The 19,275-nt window shown below is 73.0% G+C and carries 17 protein-coding genes; 5 read left to right on the forward strand and 12 right to left on the reverse strand.

The annotated features are described in order from the left end of the window. Positions 1-218: 218 nt before the first annotated feature. Positions 219-1,628: a type I glutamate--ammonia ligase gene (gene glnA, locus AC069T_RS37460; RefSeq protein WP_478786995.1), complete on the reverse strand. Its 1,410-nt coding sequence runs from the start codon at positions 1,626-1,628 to the stop codon at positions 219-221. Positions 1,629-1,838: 210 nt separating this feature from the next. On the opposite strand from glnA, the gene AC069T_RS37465 reads away from it, so the two are divergent. Continuing rightward, positions 1,839-2,306: an RDD family protein gene (locus AC069T_RS37465; protein WP_388782781.1), complete on the forward strand. Its 468-nt coding sequence runs from the start codon at positions 1,839-1,841 to the stop codon at positions 2,304-2,306. A 106-nt stretch (positions 2,307-2,412) separates the two neighbouring features. Here the strand turns inward: AC069T_RS37465 and AC069T_RS37470 are convergent, their stop codons facing one another. The 4 genes from AC069T_RS37470 to lipB form a co-directional block, all read right to left on the reverse strand. Continuing rightward, entirely contained in the window at positions 2,413-3,111 is a 699-nt protein-coding gene (locus tag AC069T_RS37470) for a DUF4191 domain-containing protein (protein ID WP_478786996.1), read from the reverse strand. A 50-nt stretch (positions 3,112-3,161) separates the two neighbouring features. Beyond that, on the reverse strand, positions 3,162-3,365 hold the full coding sequence (locus tag AC069T_RS37475; RefSeq protein WP_478786997.1) for an SCO2195 family GlnR-regulated protein: 204 nt from the start codon (positions 3,363-3,365) through the stop codon (positions 3,162-3,164). Positions 3,366-3,643: 278 nt separating this feature from the next. Beyond that, positions 3,644-4,609 carry a lipoyl synthase gene (gene lipA / locus AC069T_RS37480; protein ID WP_478786998.1) on the reverse strand — a complete coding sequence of 322 codons (966 nt, stop codon included), beginning with the start codon at positions 4,607-4,609 and terminating at the stop codon, positions 3,644-3,646. A 114-nt stretch (positions 4,610-4,723) separates the two neighbouring features. Further along, entirely contained in the window at positions 4,724-5,521 is a 798-nt protein-coding gene (lipB, locus tag AC069T_RS37485) for a lipoyl(octanoyl) transferase LipB (RefSeq protein ID WP_478786999.1), read from the reverse strand. A gap of 307 nt (positions 5,522-5,828) precedes the next feature. Here lipB and AC069T_RS37490 point away from each other — a divergent pair, with 307 nt between their 5' ends. Continuing rightward, positions 5,829-7,268 carry a regulator gene (locus AC069T_RS37490; RefSeq protein ID WP_478787000.1) on the forward strand — a complete coding sequence of 480 codons (1,440 nt, stop codon included), beginning with the start codon at positions 5,829-5,831 and terminating at the stop codon, positions 7,266-7,268. 7 nt (positions 7,269-7,275) lie between these two features. Here the strand turns inward: AC069T_RS37490 and AC069T_RS37495 are convergent, their stop codons facing one another. After that, positions 7,276-8,709, reverse strand: a complete 1,434-nt coding sequence (locus AC069T_RS37495; protein WP_478787001.1) for an NAD(P)/FAD-dependent oxidoreductase — start codon at positions 8,707-8,709, stop codon at positions 7,276-7,278. Between the two features lie 182 nt (positions 8,710-8,891). Continuing rightward, positions 8,892-9,806 (reverse strand): TIGR01777 family oxidoreductase, encoded by a 915-nt coding sequence (locus AC069T_RS37500; protein WP_478787002.1) that lies wholly within the window; start codon positions 9,804-9,806, stop codon positions 8,892-8,894. A 71-nt stretch (positions 9,807-9,877) separates the two neighbouring features. On the opposite strand from AC069T_RS37500, the gene AC069T_RS37505 reads away from it, so the two are divergent. Next, positions 9,878-10,366 carry an N-acetyltransferase family protein gene (locus AC069T_RS37505; protein ID WP_478787003.1) on the forward strand — a complete coding sequence of 163 codons (489 nt, stop codon included), beginning with the start codon at positions 9,878-9,880 and terminating at the stop codon, positions 10,364-10,366. A 63-nt stretch (positions 10,367-10,429) separates the two neighbouring features. Here AC069T_RS37505 and AC069T_RS37510 read toward each other — a convergent pair whose 3' ends face one another. Continuing rightward, the gene (locus tag AC069T_RS37510; RefSeq protein WP_478787004.1) at positions 10,430-11,614 is read right to left on the reverse strand and encodes a MarP family serine protease; all 1,185 of its coding nucleotides are present in this window, start codon (positions 11,612-11,614) and stop codon (positions 10,430-10,432) included. Positions 11,615-12,629: 1,015 nt separating this feature from the next. Between AC069T_RS37510 and AC069T_RS37515 the strand changes: the two genes are divergently transcribed. Next, the gene (locus AC069T_RS37515) at positions 12,630-13,361 is read left to right on the forward strand and encodes a peptidoglycan recognition protein family protein (RefSeq protein ID WP_478787005.1); all 732 of its coding nucleotides are present in this window, start codon (positions 12,630-12,632) and stop codon (positions 13,359-13,361) included. A gap of 96 nt (positions 13,362-13,457) precedes the next feature. Further along, on the forward strand, positions 13,458-13,664 hold the full coding sequence (locus AC069T_RS37520; RefSeq protein WP_478787006.1) for a hypothetical protein: 207 nt from the start codon (positions 13,458-13,460) through the stop codon (positions 13,662-13,664). Positions 13,665-13,692: 28 nt separating this feature from the next. Here the strand turns inward: AC069T_RS37520 and AC069T_RS37525 are convergent, their stop codons facing one another. The 4 genes from AC069T_RS37525 to AC069T_RS37540 all read right to left on the reverse strand — a co-directional run bounded on the left by AC069T_RS37525 (position 13,693) and on the right by AC069T_RS37540 (position 18,978). Continuing rightward, positions 13,693-14,211, reverse strand: coding sequence for a DUF4240 domain-containing protein (locus AC069T_RS37525; protein WP_388783800.1), 519 nt, complete (start codon positions 14,209-14,211; stop codon positions 13,693-13,695). Between the two features lie 112 nt (positions 14,212-14,323). Next, positions 14,324-15,295, reverse strand: coding sequence for a helix-turn-helix transcriptional regulator (locus AC069T_RS37530; protein ID WP_478787007.1), 972 nt, complete (start codon positions 15,293-15,295; stop codon positions 14,324-14,326). A gap of 86 nt (positions 15,296-15,381) precedes the next feature. Beyond that, on the reverse strand, positions 15,382-18,084 hold the full coding sequence (aceE, locus tag AC069T_RS37535) for a pyruvate dehydrogenase (acetyl-transferring), homodimeric type (protein WP_478787008.1): 2,703 nt from the start codon (positions 18,082-18,084) through the stop codon (positions 15,382-15,384). A 270-nt stretch (positions 18,085-18,354) separates the two neighbouring features. Beyond that, a complete protein-coding gene (locus AC069T_RS37540; RefSeq protein ID WP_478787009.1) occupies positions 18,355-18,978 on the reverse strand; it encodes a GntR family transcriptional regulator in 624 nt (207 codons plus the stop codon). Between the last annotated feature and the right edge of the window lie 297 nt (positions 18,979-19,275).

A 19,275-nucleotide genomic window follows, 5' to 3' on the forward strand; every position in this document is an offset into this window, starting at 1 on the left:
TCCGCCTTGCAGCTGTACGCGCCAGACCCCGCTCGGGTCGGTCAGGACGAACCGTCGGTCACAGCCAGCCTGATCCAAACGACAGGCCCTAGCCCGGACGCCCCCTCCCCGCCCCCGGCGGGCCGCACCGAAGGTCCTCCCGGCGGGCCGCATCACGACGGAGCCCCCGTCACCGCCCTGGGGCGGTGACGGGGGCTCCGGCCGGGAGCCGCGACGGTTTACACGTCGAAGTACAGCTCGAACTCGTGCGGGTGCGGACGCAGCTGGAGCGGCGCGATCTCGTTCGTGCGCTTGTAGTCGATCCACGTCTCGATCAGGTCCGGCGTGAAGACGTCGCCCTGGAGGAGGAACTCGTGGTCGCGCTCGAGGGCGTCGAGGACGGCCGGGAGCGAGGTCGGGACCTGCGCCACGTTCGCGTGCTCCTCGGGAGCCAGCTCGTAGAGGTCCTTGTCGATCGGCTCGGCCGGCTCGATCTTGTTCTTGATGCCGTCGAGGCCGGCGAGCAGCAGCGCCGAGAAGGCGAGGTACGGGTTGCCGGAGGAGTCCGGGGCGCGGAACTCGACGCGCTTGGCCTTCGGGTTCGAGCCCGTGATCGGGATACGCATCGCGGCGGAGCGGTTGCGCTGCGAGTACACCATGTTGACCGGCGCCTCGAAGCCCGGGACCAGACGGTGGTACGAGTTCACCGTCGGGTTGGTGAAGGCGAGCAGCGACGGGGCGTGCTTGAGGATGCCGCCGATGTAGAAGCGGGCGGTGTCCGACAGGCCCGCGTAACCGGCCTCGTCGTAGAACAGCGGGTCGCCGCCCGCCCACAGCGACTGGTGGACGTGCATGCCCGAGCCGTTGTCGCCGAAGATCGGCTTCGGCATGAAGGTCGCGGTCTTGCCGTTGCGCCAGGCGACGTTCTTCACGATGTACTTGAAGAGCTGGAGGTCGTCGGCCGCGGCGAGCAGCGTGTTGAACTTGTAGTTGATCTCGGCCTGGCCGGCGGTGCCCACCTCGTGGTGCTGACGCTCGACCTGGAGGCCCGAGGCCTCCAGCTCGAGGGAGATCTCGGCGCGCAGGTCGGCGAAGTGGTCGACCGGCGGGGTCGGGAAGTAGCCGCCCTTGTAGCGGACCTTGTAACCGCGGTTGTCCTCGACCGCACCGGTGTTCCAGGCGCCCGCCTCGGAGTCGATGTGGTAGAAGGACTCGTTCTCCGCGGTCTTGAAGCGCACGCTGTCGAAGACGTAGAACTCGGCCTCGGGGCCGAAGTAGGCCGTGTCGGCGATGCCCGTGGAGGCGAGGTAGGCCTCGGCCTTCTTCGCCACGTTGCGCGGGTCACGGGAGTACTGCTCGCCCGTGATCGGGTCGTGGATGAAGAAGTTGATGTTGACCGTCTTGTCGCGGCGGAAGGGGTCGACGCGCGCGGTGCTCAGGTCGGCGCGGAGCGCCATGTCGGACTCGTGGATGGCCTGGAAGCCGCGGATCGAGGAGCCGTCGAAGGCGAGCTCCTCGGCCGGGTCGAAGGCCTTGGCCGGGATCGTGAAGTGCTGCATCACGCCCGGCAGGTCGCAGAAGCGGACGTCTACGAACTTGACGTCCTCGTCCGCGATGTACTTCTTGGCCTCGTCGGCGTTCTGGAACATCCAGCTCCTCCTACTCCCGCCCACTGGGACCGGGGTGGTAGTTCGTTTGTGCGGCCAGTGCGGTGGCACACGCTGGACCCGACCTTAGGGACGGGGGATTTCCCAAGCGTGACCCATTTGTTTCGTGGAAGTTAACCGGCCCGGGTTCCACAGCAGCCTACGCATACCCCGACCGGCCGGGCACATACCCGGTCGCAGTACCGTGGACGGGTGGACAACAGGCAAGCAATGGGATCGTGGCTCTCCGGCCCCCGCGCGGCCGCGGAGGAAGCCGGCGCCGACTTCGGATACCGGGGTGAGCAGCTCGGTCTGCCGGAGGAGGGGCCGGGCTCGATCGCCCGCCCGGGCCGCCGGCTCGGCGCCCTCGCCGTCGACTGGGCCCTGTGCCTGCTGATCGCATACGGGCTGCTCACCCACGGCTACGACCAGGCGACGGGGAACTGGGCGCTGCTCGTCTTCTTCGTGCTGGGCGTCCTGACCGTCGGCACCGTCGGCTTCACCCCGGGCAAGCGCCTCTTCGGGCTGCGCGTCGTCCCCGAGGGCGGCGGCCGGCCGAACCCGCTGCGCGCCCTGCTGCGGACGGCGCTGCTGTGCGTGGCCGTCCCCGCGCTGATCTGGGACCGCGACGGCCGGGGCCTGCACGACCGCCTCGCCCGCACGGTCGAGGTGCGCAGCTGAGGGACCGCCCGGGTGCGGCGCGACAGCGCGTGCTCGAGGCGGGGAGGGAAACGCAGAGAAGGGGGCGCCCGGAGTGATCCGGGCGCCCCCTTCGACGTGGGAGGGGTCAGCGGGTCTTTCCGCCGCGCGGCATCCGCATGCCCTTGGGCATCGGCCCCTTGGGCAGCGGCATGTTGCTCATCAGGTCGCCCATCGCGCGCAGCCGGTCGTTGGTCGTCGTGACCTGCGGGCCGGTGAGCACGCGCGGCAGCTTCAGCATGGTCGTGCGGAGCCGCTTGAGTTCCACCTGGCCCTCGCCGTTGCCCACGAGCACGTCGTGCACCGGAACGTCCGAGACGATCCGCGCCATCTTCCGCTTCTCGGCGGCCAGCAGGCTCTTCACCCGGTTGGGGTTGCCCTCGGCCACCAGCACGATGCCCGCCTTGCCGACGGCCCGGTGCACCACGTCCTGGCTGCGGTTCATCGCCACGGCCGGGGTCGTCGTCCAGCCCCGGCCGATGTTGTCCAGCACGGCCGCCGCGGCGCCCGGCTGTCCTTCCATCTGCCCGAAGGCGGCACGCTCGGCCCGGCGTCCGAAGACGATCGCCGACGCGAGGAAGGCGATCAGGAGACCGAAAATGCCGAGATAGACCGGGTGTCCGATCAAGAAGCCGATCGCGAGGAAGACACCGAGGGTGACGATTCCGACAGCCGCGAGTACAAGACCGATCTTGGAGTCGGCCTTGCGGGTCATCTTGTAGGTCAGGGCGATCTGCTTGAGTCGCCCGGGGTTCGCAGCGTCCGCTGCGGTTTCCTTCCTCGCCATGCCCACGAGTCTACGTGGCCCGGGGAGCGCCGACGACGGCGGTGCCGCCGCTACGACAGGCGGGGCCCCACGGCCTCTTCGAGGACGCGCTGCGCCTCGACCCGGTCCTTGGCGCGGCGGCGGTCCTCCTGCACGGAGGTCCAGGCGTTGCGGCGCGCGGTGCGCTGGCCGCCGCTCATGAGCAGCGACTCGACGGCACGCAGTGCATCGGTGAACGTGGGAATCGCGGTGGCGCGTACGGGCGCGGCCTGCATGGTGGAGGTCCCCCCTCGGGATGGCGGCTCGGGCGGAGGCTGTACGTGGTACGAGACCAGGGTCACTGAATGGTGTTACCAGTGCGTGACCGGCCGGTCAAACGCCCATGAAGCCTGGAAGCGGAGGGGTGGAACGCCGACGCGGCCCGACGAGAGCCCCCAAGCTGCGAGGACCGTCGGAACCGCGTCGAACCGGCCGCTGCCGGGCGGTGGGTGGCTGTGCCGGGACTCACACGCACAGACGGCACCCCGTGCCACCGCCCCTGCCCGTACGCCGATCAGACCGCCTGCGAGGCGATGTACGCGCCGCGCTTCTCGACGGCCATCTGGTAGAGCCGGCCGGCGCGGTACGAGGAGCGGACCAGCGGGCCCGACATGACGCCGGAGAAGCCGATCTGCTCCGCCTCGTCCTTCAGCTCGACGAACTCGTGGGGCTTGACCCAGCGCTCCACCGGGTGGTGCCGCACCGACGGGCGCAGGTACTGCGTGATGGTGATCAGCTCGCAGCCGGCCTCGTGCAGCTGCCGGAGGGCCTCGCTGACCTCCTCACGGGTCTCGCCCATGCCGAGGATCAGGTTCGACTTGGTGACCAGGCCGTAGTCGCGGGCCTCGGTGATGACCTTCAGCGAGCGCTCGTAGCGGAAGCCGGGGCGGATGCGCTTGAAGATGCGGGGGACCGTCTCCACGTTGTGCGCGAAGACCTCGGGGCGCGAGGAGAAGACCTCGGCGAGCTGGTCCGGCTCGGCGTTGAAGTCGGGGGCGAGCAGCTCGACCTTGGTGCGGCCGGCCTCGCGCCCCGCGGTCTGGGCGTGGATCTGGCGGACCGTCTCCGCGTACAGCCAGGCGCCGCCGTCCGCCAGGTCGTCGCGGGCGACGCCGGTGATGGTCGCGTAGTTCAGGTCCATCGTGACGACGGACTCGCCGACGCGGCGCGGCTCGTCGCGGTCCAGCGCCTCGGGCTTTCCGGTGTCGATCTGGCAGAAGTCGCAGCGCCGGGTGCACTGGTCGCCGCCGATGAGGAAGGTGGCCTCGCGGTCTTCCCAGCACTCGTAGATGTTGGGACAGCCCGCCTCCTGGCAGACCGTGTGCAGGCCCTCGCTCTTCACGAGCTTCTGCAGCGCGTTGTACTCGGGACCCATTTTCGCCCGGGTCTTGATCCACTCGGGCTTGCGCTCGATGGGGGTCTGGCTGTTCCGGACCTCCAGGCGCAGCATCTTGCGTCCGTCGGGTGCGACTGCGGACACGTCCGGCTCCCTACAACTTCGATTCGTCGGCGTACACCAGGGTACGCCCGTGCTGTTTTCGGCCCTGCGTCTGGGCAACCTTCGGGTCCGGGGGTGCATTCCCGGGGCGGGCGGCTACGCCGAGGTCCGCTCCACCTCGCGCGGCCTGAGCTCCGCGTCCTGGAGGACGTCCCGCAGATGCCTCTCGGCCACCGGCAGGACGTCGGCGATGGTGAGGTCGCGGCCCAGTTCGTACGCGAGCGAGGTCACGCCCGCGTCGCGGATGCCGCACGGGATGATCCTGTCGAAGGACGAGGTGTCCGGGTTCACGTTCAGGGCGAAGCCGTGCATCGTGACACCCTTGGCGACCCGGATGCCCACGGCGCAGATCTTGCGGTCCTCGCGCCGCTGGCCGGCGTTGGAGGGCGCGTACTCCGGGCCGTCGAGGCGGGGGTCGAACTCGTCGTCCGTCAGCCGCGGGTCGAGGTCGAGGGAGAGGCCGCCGGGCGAGGGGCGCTGCTCCACCGGGTCGCCGAGGACCCAGACGCCCGCGCGGCCCTCGACCCGGCTGGTCCCGACGCCGAACTCCGCGCACACGCGGATCATCGCCTCCTCGAGCCGGCGCAGGTGCGCCACCACGTCCACCGGGCGCGGGAGCTTCTGGATGGGGTAGCCCACGAGCTGGCCCGGACCGTGCCAGGTGATCTTGCCGCCGCGGTCCACGTCGACGACCGGCGTGCCGTCGAGGGGGCGCTCGTTGTCCGCCGTGCGCCGCCCGGCCGTGTACACGGGCGGGTGCTCCAGGAGCAGACAGGTGTCGGGGACCTCGTCCAGGAAGCGGGCGGCGTGCACGCGGCGCTGCTCGTCCCAGGCCGCCTGGTACTCGACGGCCTCCGCACCGAAACCCATCCGGACGAACCGCAGTTCACTCACGGCAAGCGCCTTTCTAGAAGCTCCCACAGGCACGGACTGGCGGCGTGCCGGGGACCGGCCCCCGGGATCCGCCCGCACGACCGGCGGGGCGGGGCCCGTAAGGCACGAAGCACGCCTACGCCACTGTACGTCCGGCCGACGGACGTCAGCCCCGCGGACAATCCTCACACGATCGGATGAATGAACGTGGAAATGTGCGACCGGGTGTTTACGGACCGCTACATTCGCGCCGTTCACGAGGCCATAAGGGCTGCTCACAGGCAATCCGGGCACTTGGCGCCCGGAAGGCAGGAGACCGCACCGCACCATGACGGAACGACCCGCGCAGCGCACTCCCAACCGACAGCTCGCCGCGCTCATCGCAGAAGCGGGGTTCTCCAACGCAGGTCTCGCCCGCCGGGTGGACCAGCTCGGCCTCGAACACGGCCTCGATCTCAGATACGACAAGACATCCGTGACCCGCTGGCTGCGCGGACAGCAGCCCCGGGGCACCACACCGGCACTCATCGCCGAGGTCTTCACCCGTCGCCTCGGCCGCCGGCTCACCGCCCAGGGCCTGGGGCTGGACGCGTGCGCCCCGGTGTACGCCGGCCTGGAGTTCGCCGCGAGCCCCGAGGAGGCCGTCGACATCGTCAGCGGCCTGTGGCGCAAGGACTCCGGCAGCCACGCCGAGCTCCGCAAGATCGCCTTCACCCCGGCGGGACTGGTCGTCCCGAGCCGGGACTGGCTCATCGGCCGCGCCGACGAACGTGTCGGCCGCGGTGAGCCGGCCGCCCTGCGGGTCCCCGCGCAGGGCCGCCCCGCGGTGCCCCGCCAGCGCGCCCAGTCCGAGCGCGGACCCGGCCTGCGGGTCACCGGCGGCGACATCGCCGCGCTGCGCTCGGTCGGCGAGTTGTTCCGGTCGCTCGATCACGCGTACGGCGGCGGCCACGCCCGCCAGGCCCTCGTGCGCTACCTGGAGCACGAGGCCGAACCGATGCTCCGCGGCACCTACGGCGAGCAGACCGGCCGCCGCCTCTTCGCGGCCGCCGCCGACCTCACCCGCCTCGCCGGCTGGACCTCGTACGACATCGCCGCGCACGGGCTCGCCCAGCGGTACTTCGTCCAGGCGCTGCGCCTCGCCCAGGCGGCGGGCGACCGGGCCTACGGGTCGTACGTGCTGGTGACGATGAGCCGGCAGGCGGTCTACCTGGGGCACGGGCGCGAGGCCGTCCAGCTGGCGCGGGTGGCGCAGCAGGGCGTCGGCTCCTCCGCCCCGCCCGTGATGCAGGCGATGCTGCACTCCGTCGAGGCGCGCGGACACGGCGTGCTGGGGGAGGTGCGCGCCTGCACGGCCTCCCTCGTACGGGCCGAGCGGGCCCTGGAGGCGGCCCGGCCCGCCGACGAGGTCCCGCACTGGGCCCGGTTCTTCGACGAGGCGCAGCTCGCCGACGAGTTCGGGCACTGCCACCGGGATCTCCAGCAGTACCGGGCCGCGGCCCAGCACGCGGAGCGCTCGCTCAGGCTGCGGGCGCCCGGCTACGCGCGCAGCCGGCTGTTCTGCCGCGTGGTGCTGGCCACCGCACGGCTGGCGCTCGGCGAGCTCGACCAGGCCTGTCAGCTGGGCGCCGAGGCCGCGGGCCAGGCGGCGGAGATGCGTTCGGCGCGGGCGGTGGAGTACGTGCGCGAGTTCGAACGCCGTCTCGAGCCCTACCGGGACGCCGCTCCCGTGCGGGGCTACCGGGACCGGGTGTCCGCCCTCGGGTGAGCCGCGTTCACGCGGCCGTCTCCAGGGGTCTGTCGGCGGGAGCCGGACGGACGCCCAGGTCCTTCAGCAGGGCCCGGGCGGCCCGGCGGCCCGAGTGCAGCGCGCCCTGGACGGTGCTGGTGCCGCGGTGGTCGCCGCACACGTACAGGCCCGCCAGCAGGCGCACCGGGCGGCACAGGTCGTGCGGCGGAGGCATCGCGGGGACCGCCTCGGGGTCGTGGTGGACCGCGAGGAGTTCCCAGCGGAGGGTCGACGTCCCGTAGAGGCGGGCCAGTTGGGCGCGGACCGCCGCGTCCAGGCCGGCGGCGGCCGGCGGGGTGCCCAGCACCGTCGAGGAGACGAGGGCGCGGCCCGCCGGTGCCCGGGTGGGGTCGACCTGGCTGATCACCGCGGTGTGTGTCACCGGACCGCTCCGGTCGGCGTCCAGGAGCAGCGCCGGATCGCGGAGCGGCGGCTCGTCGGCCGTGTGGTGGACGACGGTGACGGGATGGAAGGCGGGGACCCGCAGCCCGGGCAGGAGGGCGGCCGCGGCGCGGGCGCCGGTCGCCAGCACCAGGGAACGGCAGGGGAGTTCGCCGTGGTCCCGGGTGGTCACCGACGTGGTGGAGACCGCGGTGACGTGCACGCCGGTACGGACGGTGCCGGGGGGCAGGGCCGCCGCGAGGAGTTCGGGCAGGGTGTCGCAACCGCCCTCGGGGACGCACAGCCGCCCCGTGGCGAAGGAGTGCAGCGCGAGGTCCGCGCAGCGGCTGGAGGTCGTGAGGTCCGGATCGCACAACAGGGCGGCCAGCAAGGGCCGGAGGAAGCCGTCGACGGTGCGGGCCGGGAAGCCGCGCGCCGACAGCGCCTGCGCGGCGGGGAGTTCCGGTCGGCTCAGGATGCCGCCCGGCGGGGTGGCGGCCAGCCGCGCCAGCGCGGCCCCCAGACGGGCCTGGTCGAGGGGCCGGCCCAGCGGGCCCGCCGGGCGCGCCGACGGGCCGGAGTGACCGCCCGGACGGACTGCCGTTCCCGGCAGCCGGGGGGCGCTCGCCAGGGCGCGTACCGCGGTGAGTGCGCCTCTCGCGCTCCGGGGGTGGAGGGGGGCGTACGCCCGGTGGTGCCGGCCGTCGCTGTGGAGCAGGACGCCCGGCGAGAACGACCGCAGGGCCAGCGCGTCCAGGCCCGGGGTGCGGCGCAGTTCGGGATACGAGGTGGACAGCAGCCGGCCCAGTCTGTCGAGCCGGAACCCGTCCACCTTCTCCGTCGACATGCGGCCCCCCACGCGTGGGGCGGCCTCCAGAACGGCGGTGGTGAGGCCCGCCCTGGTGAGGTGGTGGGCCGCCGCGAGTCCCGCGACCCCGGCCCCCACGATCACGACGTCCACGTCCTGCGAGATGTGCGCTTCGCGTGCCGGCTCTAGCACGTGCTCCTCCTGGAGGTCGCGCGGCTGTGGGGACGTCATGCCCCCGACAGGGGCCCGGAATACCCGGGTTTCGGTCGAGGTTAGGTCGACCGCCCCGCAAGGCAAGGGCGCACGGAGCCCTCGCACGGTCGCACGGGGGAGCACTCCCGCACCCCCCCGGGGTGGCGGATCAGCCCCGGCGCTCCCGGGCCGGGACGCGATGGGGCGCGGAGACGGCTCGTTCAGCGCAGAGCGGACCGCAGGGCCGCGTCGATCGACGGGAACGCGAAGACGAAACCGGAGTCGAGCAGCCGGGCCGGCCGGACCCGCTGACTGCCCAGCACGTCACCGGCCATCCCCCCGAGCGCGGCCCGCAACACCGATGCCGGCACCGCGAACACCGTGGGCCGCCGCAGCACCCGCCCCATCGCCGCCGTCACCTCGGCGTTGGTGAGCGGCTCGGGCGCCGTCAGATTGACCGGCCCGGACAGCGACTCCGTGTCGATGAGATGCCGCAGCGCGGCCACCTCGTCGTGCAGGGAGATGTAGCTCCAGTACTGGCGCCCGTCCCCCATCCGCCCCCCGAGCCCGGCCTTGAAGAGCGGAAACAGCTTCCCCCAGGCCCCGCCCTCCCGGGCCACCACCAGCCCGGTACGGGCGAACACGGTACGGACACCCGCCTCCCGCGCCGCTGCCGCCGCCCCCTCCCACTCCACGCACACGGACGGCAGGAAACCGTCACCCGGCGGCGCGCTCTCGTCCACCGCCCGGTCGCCGGTGTCGCCGTAGATACCGATCGCACTGCCGTTGACGAGGACGCGCGGCGGGGTGTCCAGGGAGGCCACCGCCTCGGCGAGCGCGGCCGTGCCGAGCACGCGGCTGTCGCGGATCTCCCGCCGGTAGTCCTCCGTCCAGCGCCGCGAGGCGATCCCCGCGCCCGCGAGGTTGACCACCGCGGCGCACCCGGCGAGCCCGGCCGTGTCGACCCGCCGGGCCCTGGGATCCCACCGCACCTCGTCCTTCGTCCGGGGAGCCCGGCGCACCATCCGCACCACCTCGTGGCCGTCCGCTGCCAGGGAGCGCGCCAGTGCCGAGCCGATCAGGCCGGACGCACCGGCGATCGCGATGCGGGAGCCGGGGGCAAGCGGTGAGTTCATGGCTCCATCCTGCCGGGTGCCCCGGGAAAACACCGGCCGGACCGCCGCGTCCGCGTCGTACAGTGACCGGCATGCCGGTACCGCACATACGTCACGCCACTCCTGACGACGAGGAGGCACTCGGCCTGCTCGACCGCCTCACCTGGTCCCCGGTGCACGCCGTCCAGCCGCGTCCCCGGCCGCCGTACGAGCCCTTCTACAGCGAGCGGTCCGGGCCGCGCGACCATCTGGTCGCCGAGCTCGCCGGCCAGGTCGTCGGCTACCTCCGGCTGGGATTCCCGACCCCCCTCGCCTGCAACGCCCATGTCCGGCAGATCCAGGGACTCGTCGTCGCCGAGGAGGCGCGCGGAGCCGGAGTGGGCCGGGCCCTGCTGCGGGCCGCCGGGGACGAGGCCCGGCGCCAGGGGGCCCGGCGCATCACGCTCCGCGTCCTCGGCCACAACACCCCCGCCCGGAAGCTGTACGAGTCGGAGGGGTTCGCGGTGGAGGGCGCCCTGCCCGGGGAGTTCCTGATCGAGGGCGCCTACGTGGACGACGTCATGATGGGACGTCAACTCTGAACCACGGGCGCGCGCACGGCCGGCGGGCCCCGGGCTCTTTGGCGGCGGCCTCGCGCGAGCCGGCTACGAGGTGACCAGGCCGCCCGTGTCCACCGGTGCCGTGGCCCTCGCGGCGCGCCCGGCGTCGCCCGCGATCTCGTCCACCGTCAGCACGTACCCCGTCTCGCTGTCCGAGGTCGAGCGGGCGAAGACGACACCGAAGACCTTCCCGTCCGTGGTGAGCAGCGGGCCGCCCGAGTTGCCGGGGCGGACGGTGGAGCGGATGGAGTAGATCTCGCGGGTCACCGTGTCCGTGTTGTAGATGTTCCGGCCCGTCGCGTCGATGCGGCTCGCGACCGTCGCCGCCTGGAGGTTCAGGCCGCCGTCCTGCGGATAGCCGGCGACGACCGCCGAGTCGCCCCGCCGCGCGCTGTCGTCGAAGCGCAGGACGGGCGCGCGCAGCCCCGGCACGTACAGGACGGCGACGTCCTTCTCCGGGTCGAAGAGCACCACCCTCGCCTCGTACGCGCGGCCCACGCCGCCCACCCGGACGGTCGGCCGGTCGATGCCCGCCACCACGTGGGCGTTGGTCATCACGTGCTGCGAGGCGTACACGAACCCGCTGCCCTCGCGGCCCTGGTCGCCCGAGGCGCCCTCGATCTTCACCGTGCTGCGCTTGGCCGCGTTCGCCGCGCTCGCCGTGACGCTGTCCCCGGAGGGCTTGGCGACACCGGCCGCGGGCTCGTTCTCGAACGGGTTGAAGACCTGCGGGAAGCCCGCCTCCGTCAGCGCCGAGGTCGCCCGCGAGAACCAGGCGGGCGTGGCCTGCGGCATCGCGTCCTGCACGGCCCCCAGCAGCGCGGAGCCGCGTATCGACTGGGTGACCACGGTGGACGAGGAAGCGCCGAGGACGCTCGCGGCGACCCACGCCACCAGGAGCACCGCGAGCGTGTTCGCGGCGGCTCCGCCGACCCCGTCGGCCACCCGCAGCGGGCCGCCCTCCAGCTCGCGGCGCAGCTTCAGCGCCAGCCGTCCCGCCAGCTCGTGGCCGGTCACGGCGGGCATCAGCACCGTCAGCACGGCCGTCACCGTGGCCGCCGGGGTCCCCGGCGTGGCCAGGCCCATCACCCACGGCAGAAGCCACACCCCGATGACGGCGCCGCCCACGAAACCGGCCAGCGAGACACAGCCGGCGACGAGGCCGCGCCGGTAGCCGGACGCCGCGTAGGCGAGGATCACCAGCAACAGCAGCAAGTCGAGCAGGTCCACGGAGCCGCCTTTCTCTCGGGCCCCTCAGTACGTGCGGGGCGGGCCCAGTGATCAGGCACGCGCGCGTACGGCCCGGAAACGGCACACGTGCGTGGACCTGTAAAAACGCCCCGGACCGGGACGATGGTTCCACCGGGTGGCACAGCACACGTCGCGGATGGTCCGGACCTGGGCGAGGGTGGGACACATGCGTGTCTTCCCCGGAGCGCGGGGGACACGAATACCCGGCGCCGCGCGGCGACGGACCGCGCGGCACGCGTGGACCGCCGAGGCGCGGGAGCCACGAGCGGCGCGCCTGCGGGCCGCGGTACGCCGCCTGCGCCTCCCCCGCGCCGAAAGTCCTCCGCCGCGCTCCCGCCCGCCCACATCCGGGCCCCCACCGGGGACGCGCCCCGGCCCGCCACACCCCGCCGACAACGGGGCCGCAGCTCCCACCCCACCCCGGGACGGCCCCCCGGGCGGTGCCCCCATACCGTCTCGGGACGGTGCCCGGGGCGACACCCCCAGGACGTCTGGGGACACCACCCCCGGCGGCGCTCCCACGCCGCCTCCGGACAGGACACCGGCGGGCACACGCCCCCCGTCCGGGGCCGGCGCACGCCCGCCGGCCCCGACCCACACCGGCATGCCGGCCCGGGACGGTGCGCCCGCGCCCATCCCGGACAGCGCGCCCACCCCGGACAGCGCGTCCGACCTGGACGGTGCGCCCGCCCTGGACAGCACGTCCGCCTCGGGCAGCGCGCCCCCGCCCGAAGGCCTGCCGGCCTCGCCAGGCACGTATCCGCCGGACGGCGAAGGACCCTTCGGTGGTCCACCCCGAACCGGCACCCCCGCCCCGGGACCCGCACCCCGGAACAACGCCCCCGCCCCGGGACCCGCACCCCGGAACAACGCCCCCGCCCCGGGACCCGCACCCCGGAACAACGCCCCCGCGCGAGAACCCGCCCCTCCGGACAACCCGCCGCCGGAACCCCCGCGTCGTTTCGGCACGTCACGGCTGCCCGTCCCGGTGCGCGTGGCCCTGCTCTTTCTGCCGGGGATCTGCGTCGTGCTGGCGCTGGTGCTGTGCACGGTGGGCCTGGGCGGCGGGGGGACCGGCGCCGACCGGCCCGTCGCCGCGCGGCCCGCCGTGGAGCACAAGGCCCCGCGCCCGCCCGTCGTGCCGCGCTCGCGCTGGATCGACGCCCGCGCGCCCGGCCAGCCACCCCCGCGCTACGACGACCGCGTCGCCGCGGTCTTCGTGCACCACACCGACTCGCCGAACGGGTACGACTGCGCGGACACGCCCCGCATCATCCGCTACCTGTACGCGGGCCAGACCGGCGCCCGTCAGTGGGACGACATCGGCTACAACTTCCTCGTCGACCGCTGCGGCACGATCTACGAGGGCCGGGCCGGCGGCGTCGACCGGCCCGTCACCGGCGCCCACACCCAGGGCTTCAACCACCGCACCGTGGGCATCGCGGCCATCGGCACCTTCATGGCGGGTACGCCGGTACCGCGGGCGATGACCGACGCGATCGCCGCGCTCGCCGCGTGGAAGCTCGGCCTCGGCGACATCGACCCGCGCACCAGGGTCCGGCTCCGGTCCAGCAACGACCTCAGCCGCTACCGGGCGGGCACCACCGCGTCCCTGCCCGCGCTGGCCGGCCACAACGCGGGCTTCATGACCAGTTGCCCGGGGGCGGCGCTGACCGCCCGGCTGCCGGCCATGCGCGAGCTGGCGGCCCGGCTCCAGGGGCGCTGAAAGCCCACAGCGGCCCCACAGGCGGTCCAGGGACTCCTCAGAGCCCCGCTCCCTAGCCTCTGCGTATCGACAGGCAGCCGACCGGAGGTGGGGAAGATGAGCAGCAGTGGCCCGCGGGGAACCGGCCGGTGGAGCGGCGTCCTGCGCAGCCCGTGGACGGTGGCGTGCGCGGTGGTGACGGTCGTGATCGGACCGGCGGCGGCCACGGCGTCCGCCCTGGACCGCGCGAACGCGGCACCACCCCTGCACGCGGCGCCCGAAGGGCACCGGACCGGACCCCCGCTGCTCCCGGCCGCCCGCTGACGGCCGTCTCGTACCCGCCGCGGGGTTCTCAGTCCTTGAACCGCTCCCACAGCCGGGGGTACCGCTCGGCGAGCAGGCCGTCGTTCTCGAAGTCGATCGGCGTGCCCTCGGGCTCGGCGGGCGCCGGCGGGATCCCGAGGTCGGGAGCCACGACGCCGGTGAGCTGCTCGTACGCCTCGTCCGCCGCGTACCCCAGCTCCTCGCCGTCCCCGTCGACCTCCTCGTCGAAGTCCTCCAGGAGGTCGGCGAGCGAGTCCGGGTCGTGCACCGCGCCCTCGAAGACCTCGCGGCCCTGACCGATGAGCCAGCACCGGAAGAAGTCGAAGGCGTCGTCGCTCGCGCCGTCGAGCAGCATCCAGGCGGCGCCCCACAGGTCCCAGCGGTAGGCGCGGTTGTAGCGGGACTCGAAGTGCCGGGCGAAGTCCAGGACCGATTCCGGATCCAGCCGCAGGAGCCGCTCGACCAGCAGGTCGGCCTGCTCCTCGGGGTCACCCTCGGCGGCCTCGCGGGTGGCGTCCACCAGCTCCCAGAACTCCGTCTCGTCCATCACGGGTCAAGCATCGGCCCTGGACGGGAGGGACGCACGCGGAGTGCCGCAGATTGTTATGCGTGCACATGCCCGCGGTAGGACCGGCGGGCCCGCGCCCCGTGACGGCCGGTCAGCCGTAGAGCGCCGCGAGCCGCCGCGCGTCCGCCGAGAACCGCGCCCGCAGCCCGGCGGGGGCCAGCACCTCCGCCTCCGGCCCCAGCGTCATGAGCTGCGTGTGCGCGACCTCCTCGGACTCGACCGGCAGACAGACGCTCACCCACCCGTCCGGGTCGGGCTCGCCGGCCGCGCCCAGCGCCTCCTTCGCGGTCACCGGATCGAGGACGTACGGCAGCCGCCGCACCCCCTGGGCCGAGAGCCGTACGACGACCTCCGCGCGCAGGATGGACCGCGCGAACTGGGCGGCCCGCTCCTCCCAGAACCCGGGAAGATCGAAGCCGTCGTCGCGGACGAAGCGCTCCTCGCCCGGGGTGACCGCGGTGAACCTGTCGATGCGGTAGACCCGGAAGGACCCCGACTCCGCCTCCCGCGCGCACAGGTACCACAGGCCCGCCTTCAGGACGAGTCCGTACGGCTCCAGGGACCGCTCCGCCTCCTCCTCGCCGCGCCGGTAGCGCGCGTCGATCCGGCGGTCGTCCCACACGGCGTCCGCGACGGCGGGCAGCAGCCGGGGGGTCTCCGGCTCGCTGAACCAGGCGGGCGCGTCGAGATGGAAGCGCTGGCCCGCCGTCCGCGAGGCGTCCCGCAGCGAGGGCAGCAGCGCGGCGGACACCTTCAGGCGGGCCGCCGAGGCCGCGTCGTCGAGGCCCATCTCCCGCAGTGCCCTAGGCACCCCGGACAGGAACAGGGCTTCTGCCTCGGTCCGCGCCAGCCCCGTCAGCCGGGTCCGGTACCCGCCGACCAGCCGGTACCCGCCGGTCCGCCCCCGGTCCGCGTACACCGGGACGCCGGCCTCCGACAGTGCCTGCGCGTCGCGGGTGACGGTCCGCTCGGACACCTCCAGCTCCCGCGCCAGCTCCGCGGCGGTCATCGACGGCCGGGACTGGAGCAGCAGCACCATCTTGATCAGGCGGGCAGCACGCATGACCTCATGATGCCGGGCGGCACCGACAGCGAAGGGGTACGGCGGCGGCCGTACCCCTTCACCGAACGGTGTCCCGCCGACGGCCGTTACAGGCCGTAGCGCTCCCGCGCCTCCTTCACCGCCGAGGCCTTGACCTCGCCGCGGCGGGCGAGCTGGGCCAGGGCGGCGACGACGATCGACTCGGCATCGACACCGAAGTGGCGGCGGGCCGCCTCACGGGTGTCGGAGAGGCCGAAGCCGTCGGCGCCGAGCGAGGAGTAGTCCTGCTCGACCCACTGGGCGATCTGGTCCGGGACCTGGCGCATGTAGTCGCTGACCGCCAGTACCGGGCCCTCGGCGCCGTGCAGCGCCTGACGGACGTACGGCACCCGCTCCTCGCCGCGCAGCAGGGCCGCGTCGGCCTCCAGCGCGTCGCGCCGCAGTTCGGTCCAGGAGGTCGCGGACCACACGTCGGCGGCCACGCCCCAGTCCTCGGCGAGCAGCCGCTGGGCCTTCAGCGCCCAGTGGATGGCCGTACCGGAGCCGAGAAGCTGGATGCGCGCGGCGTCGGCGGCGGGCGCGAGGCCCGCCGACTCGGCCGTGTTGAAGCGGTACAGGCCCTTGACGATGCCCTCGTCGATGCCGAGGCCGGACGGCTTCGCGGGCTGCGGCAGCGGCTCGTTGTAGACCGTCAGGTAGTAGAAGACGTTCTGGTCCTCGCCCGGGGCCGCCTCGCCGTACATCCGGCGCAGGCCGTCCTTCACGATCACCGCGACCTCGTACGCGAACGCCGGGTCGTACGTCAGCGCCGCCGGGTTGGTCGCCGCGATGACGGGGGAGTGGCCGTCCGCGTGCTGGAGGCCCTCACCGGTGAGCGTGGTGCGGCCGGCGGTGGCGCCGACCAGGAAACCGCGGCCGAGCTGGTCGCCGAGCTGCCACATCTGGTCGGCCGTGCGCTGCCAGCCGAACATCGAGTAGAAGATGTAGAAGGGGATCATCGCTTCGCCGTGCGTGGAGTACGCGGTCGACGCGGCGATGAAGTCCGCCATGGAGCCGGCCTCGGTGATCCCCTCGTTGAGGATCTGGCCGTTCGTGGCCTCCTTGTAGTACATCAGCTGGTCGCGGTCGACCGGCTCGTACGTCTGCCCCTTCGGCGAGTAGATGCCGAGCGAGGGGAAGAGGGACTCCATGCCGAAGGTGCGTGCCTCGTCGGGGACGATCGGCACCCAGCGCTTCCCGGTCTCCTTGTCGCGCACGAGGTCCTTGACCAGGCGGACGAACGCCATGGTCGTCGCCACGTTCTGCGAGCCGGAGCCCTTGTCGAAGGACGTGAACGCCTTGTCGGCGGGGGCCGGCAGCGGCGCGAGCGCGTGCGTGCGGCGGGCCGGGGCCGGACCGCCGAGCGCCGCGCGGCGCTCCTGGAGGTAGCGGACCTCGGGGGCGTCGGCGCCGGGGTGGCCGTAGGGCACCACACCGTCGACGAACTGGCTGTCGGAGATGGGCAGTTCGAGCAGGTCGCGCATCTGCTTGAACTCGTCCGTGGACAGCTTCTTCATCTGGTGGTTCGCGTTCTTCGACGCGAAGCCGGGACCGAGGGTGTGGCCCTTGACCGTCTGGGCCAGGATCACCGTCGGCGCGCCCTTGTGGGACAGGGCCGCCCGGTACGCGGCGTACACCTTGCGCGACTCGTGACCGCCGCGCGAGAGGTGGAAGCACTCGAGGATCCTGTCGTCGGACAGCAGCTCGGCTATCGCGACGAGGGCCGGGTCGGCACCGAAGAAGTCCCGGCGGATGTAGGCGGCGTCGCGGGTCTGGTACGTCTGCACCTGCGCGTCGGGTACCTCGCGCAGGCGGCGGACGAGGGCGCCCGTGGTGTCGAGCCGGAACAGCTCGTCCCAGGCGTTGCCCCACAGCGACTTCACGACGTTCCAGCCGGCGCCGCGGAACTGGGCCTCCAGCTCCTGCACGATCTTGAAGTTGGCGCGGACGGGGCCGTCGAGGCGCTGGAGGTTGCAGTTGATGACGAAGGTCAGGTTGTCCAGGCCCTCGCGGCTGGCCAGTGCCAGTGCCGCCGTCGACTCGGGCTCGTCCATCTCGCCGTCGCCGAGGAACGCCCACACGTGGGACTGCGAGACGTCCTTGATGCCGCGGTTGGTCAGGTAGCGGTTGAAGCGTGCCTGGTAGATCGCGGAGAGCGGGCCGAGGCCCATGGAGACGGTGGGGAACTCCCACAGCCAGGGCAGGCGCCGCGGGTGCGGGTAGGACGGCAGGCCGTCGCCGGCCGACTCCTGGCGGAAGCGGTCCAGGTGGTGCTCGGTCAGCCGGCCGTCGAGGAAGGCGCGGGCGTAGATGCCGGGGGAGGCGTGGCCCTGGATGTAGAGCTGGTCACCGGACCCGTCACCCTCCTTGCCCCTGAAGAAGTGGTTGAAGCCCGTCTCGTAGAGCCAGGCGGCCGAGGCGAAGGTGGCGATGTGCCCGCCCACGCCGTGCTTCGCGCCGCGCGTCACCATCGCGGCCGCGTTCCAGCGGTTCCACGCGGTGATCCGGCGCTCCATCTCCTCGTCGCCGTCCACGGCGGGCTCGGCGGAGGTGGGGATGGTGTTGACGTAGTCCGTCTCGAGCAGCTTGGGCAGCGCGAGGCCGTTGCCCTCGGCGCGCTCCAGCGTGCGGCGCATCAGGTACGCGGCACGGTGCGGCCCGGCCGCCTCGGTGACGGCGTCCAGGGAGGCCTGCCATTCGGCGGTCTCCTCCGGGTCGCGGTCCGGGAGCTGGTCGAGCTCGCTCGGCTGGATTGCGGTGGGGTCGGTCATTACGCCGCCTTCCTCAGTCGAAGGGGGTTCCCTCATCGGCAGGGGGTTCGGGGGTGCCCTAGGTCTTTGGCAGGACAGGGCGTGGGGCCTCGGTGGAAGCCCGTCGGTGACTGTAACTCCCTGATCGATGATCGATCAAAGGGTTGGCGGAGAAAACCCCTTCGGATCGACAAAGTCGGCACCCGGTGCCTTCAGCGCAGGCACGGGGTGCCGCGAAAATCGAGGGTTCCCGCAGGTCGGAGCACGTCTGAGCGGAGAGACGCACATCCGTCAGGGACGCGGCGCGCAGCCCAGGACATGTGCCTTGACCAGGTCCGCGATCAGCGGGTCCCGGCGGCGGAAGGCGTCCACGAGGGCCTCGTGCTCCTCCGCGTACGACTGCTGGACGGTGCCGAGCCAGCGGATCGACAACGCCGTGAACACCTCGATGCCGAGGCCTTCCCAGGTGTGCAGGAGCACGGAGTTGTCCGCGGCCCGCACCAGCTCGCGGTGGAACCCCACGGTGTGCCGCACCTGGGCCGTCCCGTCCGCGTTGCGGTCCGCCTCGTACAGCGCGTTGACGTGCGGTTCCAGTGCCGAGCAGTCCTCGGCCAGCCGCTCGGCCGCCAGCTCCGCCGCGATGGCCTCCAGACCGGCCCGGACGGGGTAGCTCTCCTCCAGGTCGGCGGCGGTCAGGTTCCGCACCCGTACGCCCTTGTTGGGCGCCGACTCGATCAGCCGCAGGGACTCCAGCTCGCGCAGCGCCTCCCGGACCGGCGTCTGGCTGACCTCCAGCTCGGTCGCGATCCGCCGCTCGACGATCCGCTCGCCCGGCTGCCAGCGCCCGCTCACGATCCCCTCCACGATGTGCTCGCGGATCTGTTCGCGCAGCGAGTGGACGACGGGCGCGGTCATGAGAGCTCCTTTGGAACGCGCGGGCCCCGAGGGCGTTGACGTCTAGACAATAAGGCCGTGCCGCTGCCGGGGAGAGGCGCACGGGGGCGCTTTCGCGCAGGTGAGACGAGACTTACACACTGTCACCGGACCCGGCAGGACGGGCCCGCACCCGCGTCGTGCCGCGCGGGGAGGGAACACGGCGCCCCCGCCCGGAGAGACTCCGGACGCTGTTGGCTAATTCCGCCCCGCTGGATCTCATCCAGCGGGGCGGAGTGCTGAGAAGGGTGAGATACGGGTGCGGGCGAGGGGTCTGCC

The organism is Streptomyces sp. NPDC043867 (assembly GCF_056435845.1).

What these genes read in the sequence shown, in the direction of transcription:
- AC069T_RS37490 (WP_478787000.1), top strand. Translation starts at nt 5,829, where the DNA reads ATGACGGAACGACCCGCGCAGCGCACTCCCAACCGACAGCTCGCCGCG.
- AC069T_RS37475 (WP_478786997.1), bottom strand. Translation starts at nt 3,365, where the DNA reads ATGCAGGCCGCGCCCGTACGCGCCACCGCGATTCCCACGTTCACCGAT.
- AC069T_RS37540 (WP_478787009.1), bottom strand. Translation starts at nt 18,978, where the DNA reads ATGACCGCGCCCGTCGTCCACTCGCTGCGCGAACAGATCCGCGAGCAC.
- AC069T_RS37530 (WP_478787007.1), bottom strand. Translation starts at nt 15,295, where the DNA reads ATGCGTGCTGCCCGCCTGATCAAGATGGTGCTGCTGCTCCAGTCCCGG.
- AC069T_RS37505 (WP_478787003.1), top strand. Translation starts at nt 9,878, where the DNA reads ATGCCGGTACCGCACATACGTCACGCCACTCCTGACGACGAGGAGGCA.
- AC069T_RS37470 (WP_478786996.1), bottom strand. Translation starts at nt 3,111, where the DNA reads ATGGCGAGGAAGGAAACCGCAGCGGACGCTGCGAACCCCGGGCGACTC.
- AC069T_RS37525 (WP_388783800.1), bottom strand. Translation starts at nt 14,211, where the DNA reads ATGGACGAGACGGAGTTCTGGGAGCTGGTGGACGCCACCCGCGAGGCC.
- AC069T_RS37500 (WP_478787002.1), bottom strand. Translation starts at nt 9,806, where the DNA reads ATGAACTCACCGCTTGCCCCCGGCTCCCGCATCGCGATCGCCGGTGCG.
- AC069T_RS37495 (WP_478787001.1), bottom strand. Translation starts at nt 8,709, where the DNA reads ATGACGTCCCCACAGCCGCGCGACCTCCAGGAGGAGCACGTGCTAGAG.
- glnA (WP_478786995.1), bottom strand. Translation starts at nt 1,628, where the DNA reads ATGTTCCAGAACGCCGACGAGGCCAAGAAGTACATCGCGGACGAGGAC.
- AC069T_RS37520 (WP_478787006.1), top strand. Translation starts at nt 13,458, where the DNA reads ATGAGCAGCAGTGGCCCGCGGGGAACCGGCCGGTGGAGCGGCGTCCTG.
- aceE (WP_478787008.1), bottom strand. Translation starts at nt 18,084, where the DNA reads ATGACCGACCCCACCGCAATCCAGCCGAGCGAGCTCGACCAGCTCCCG.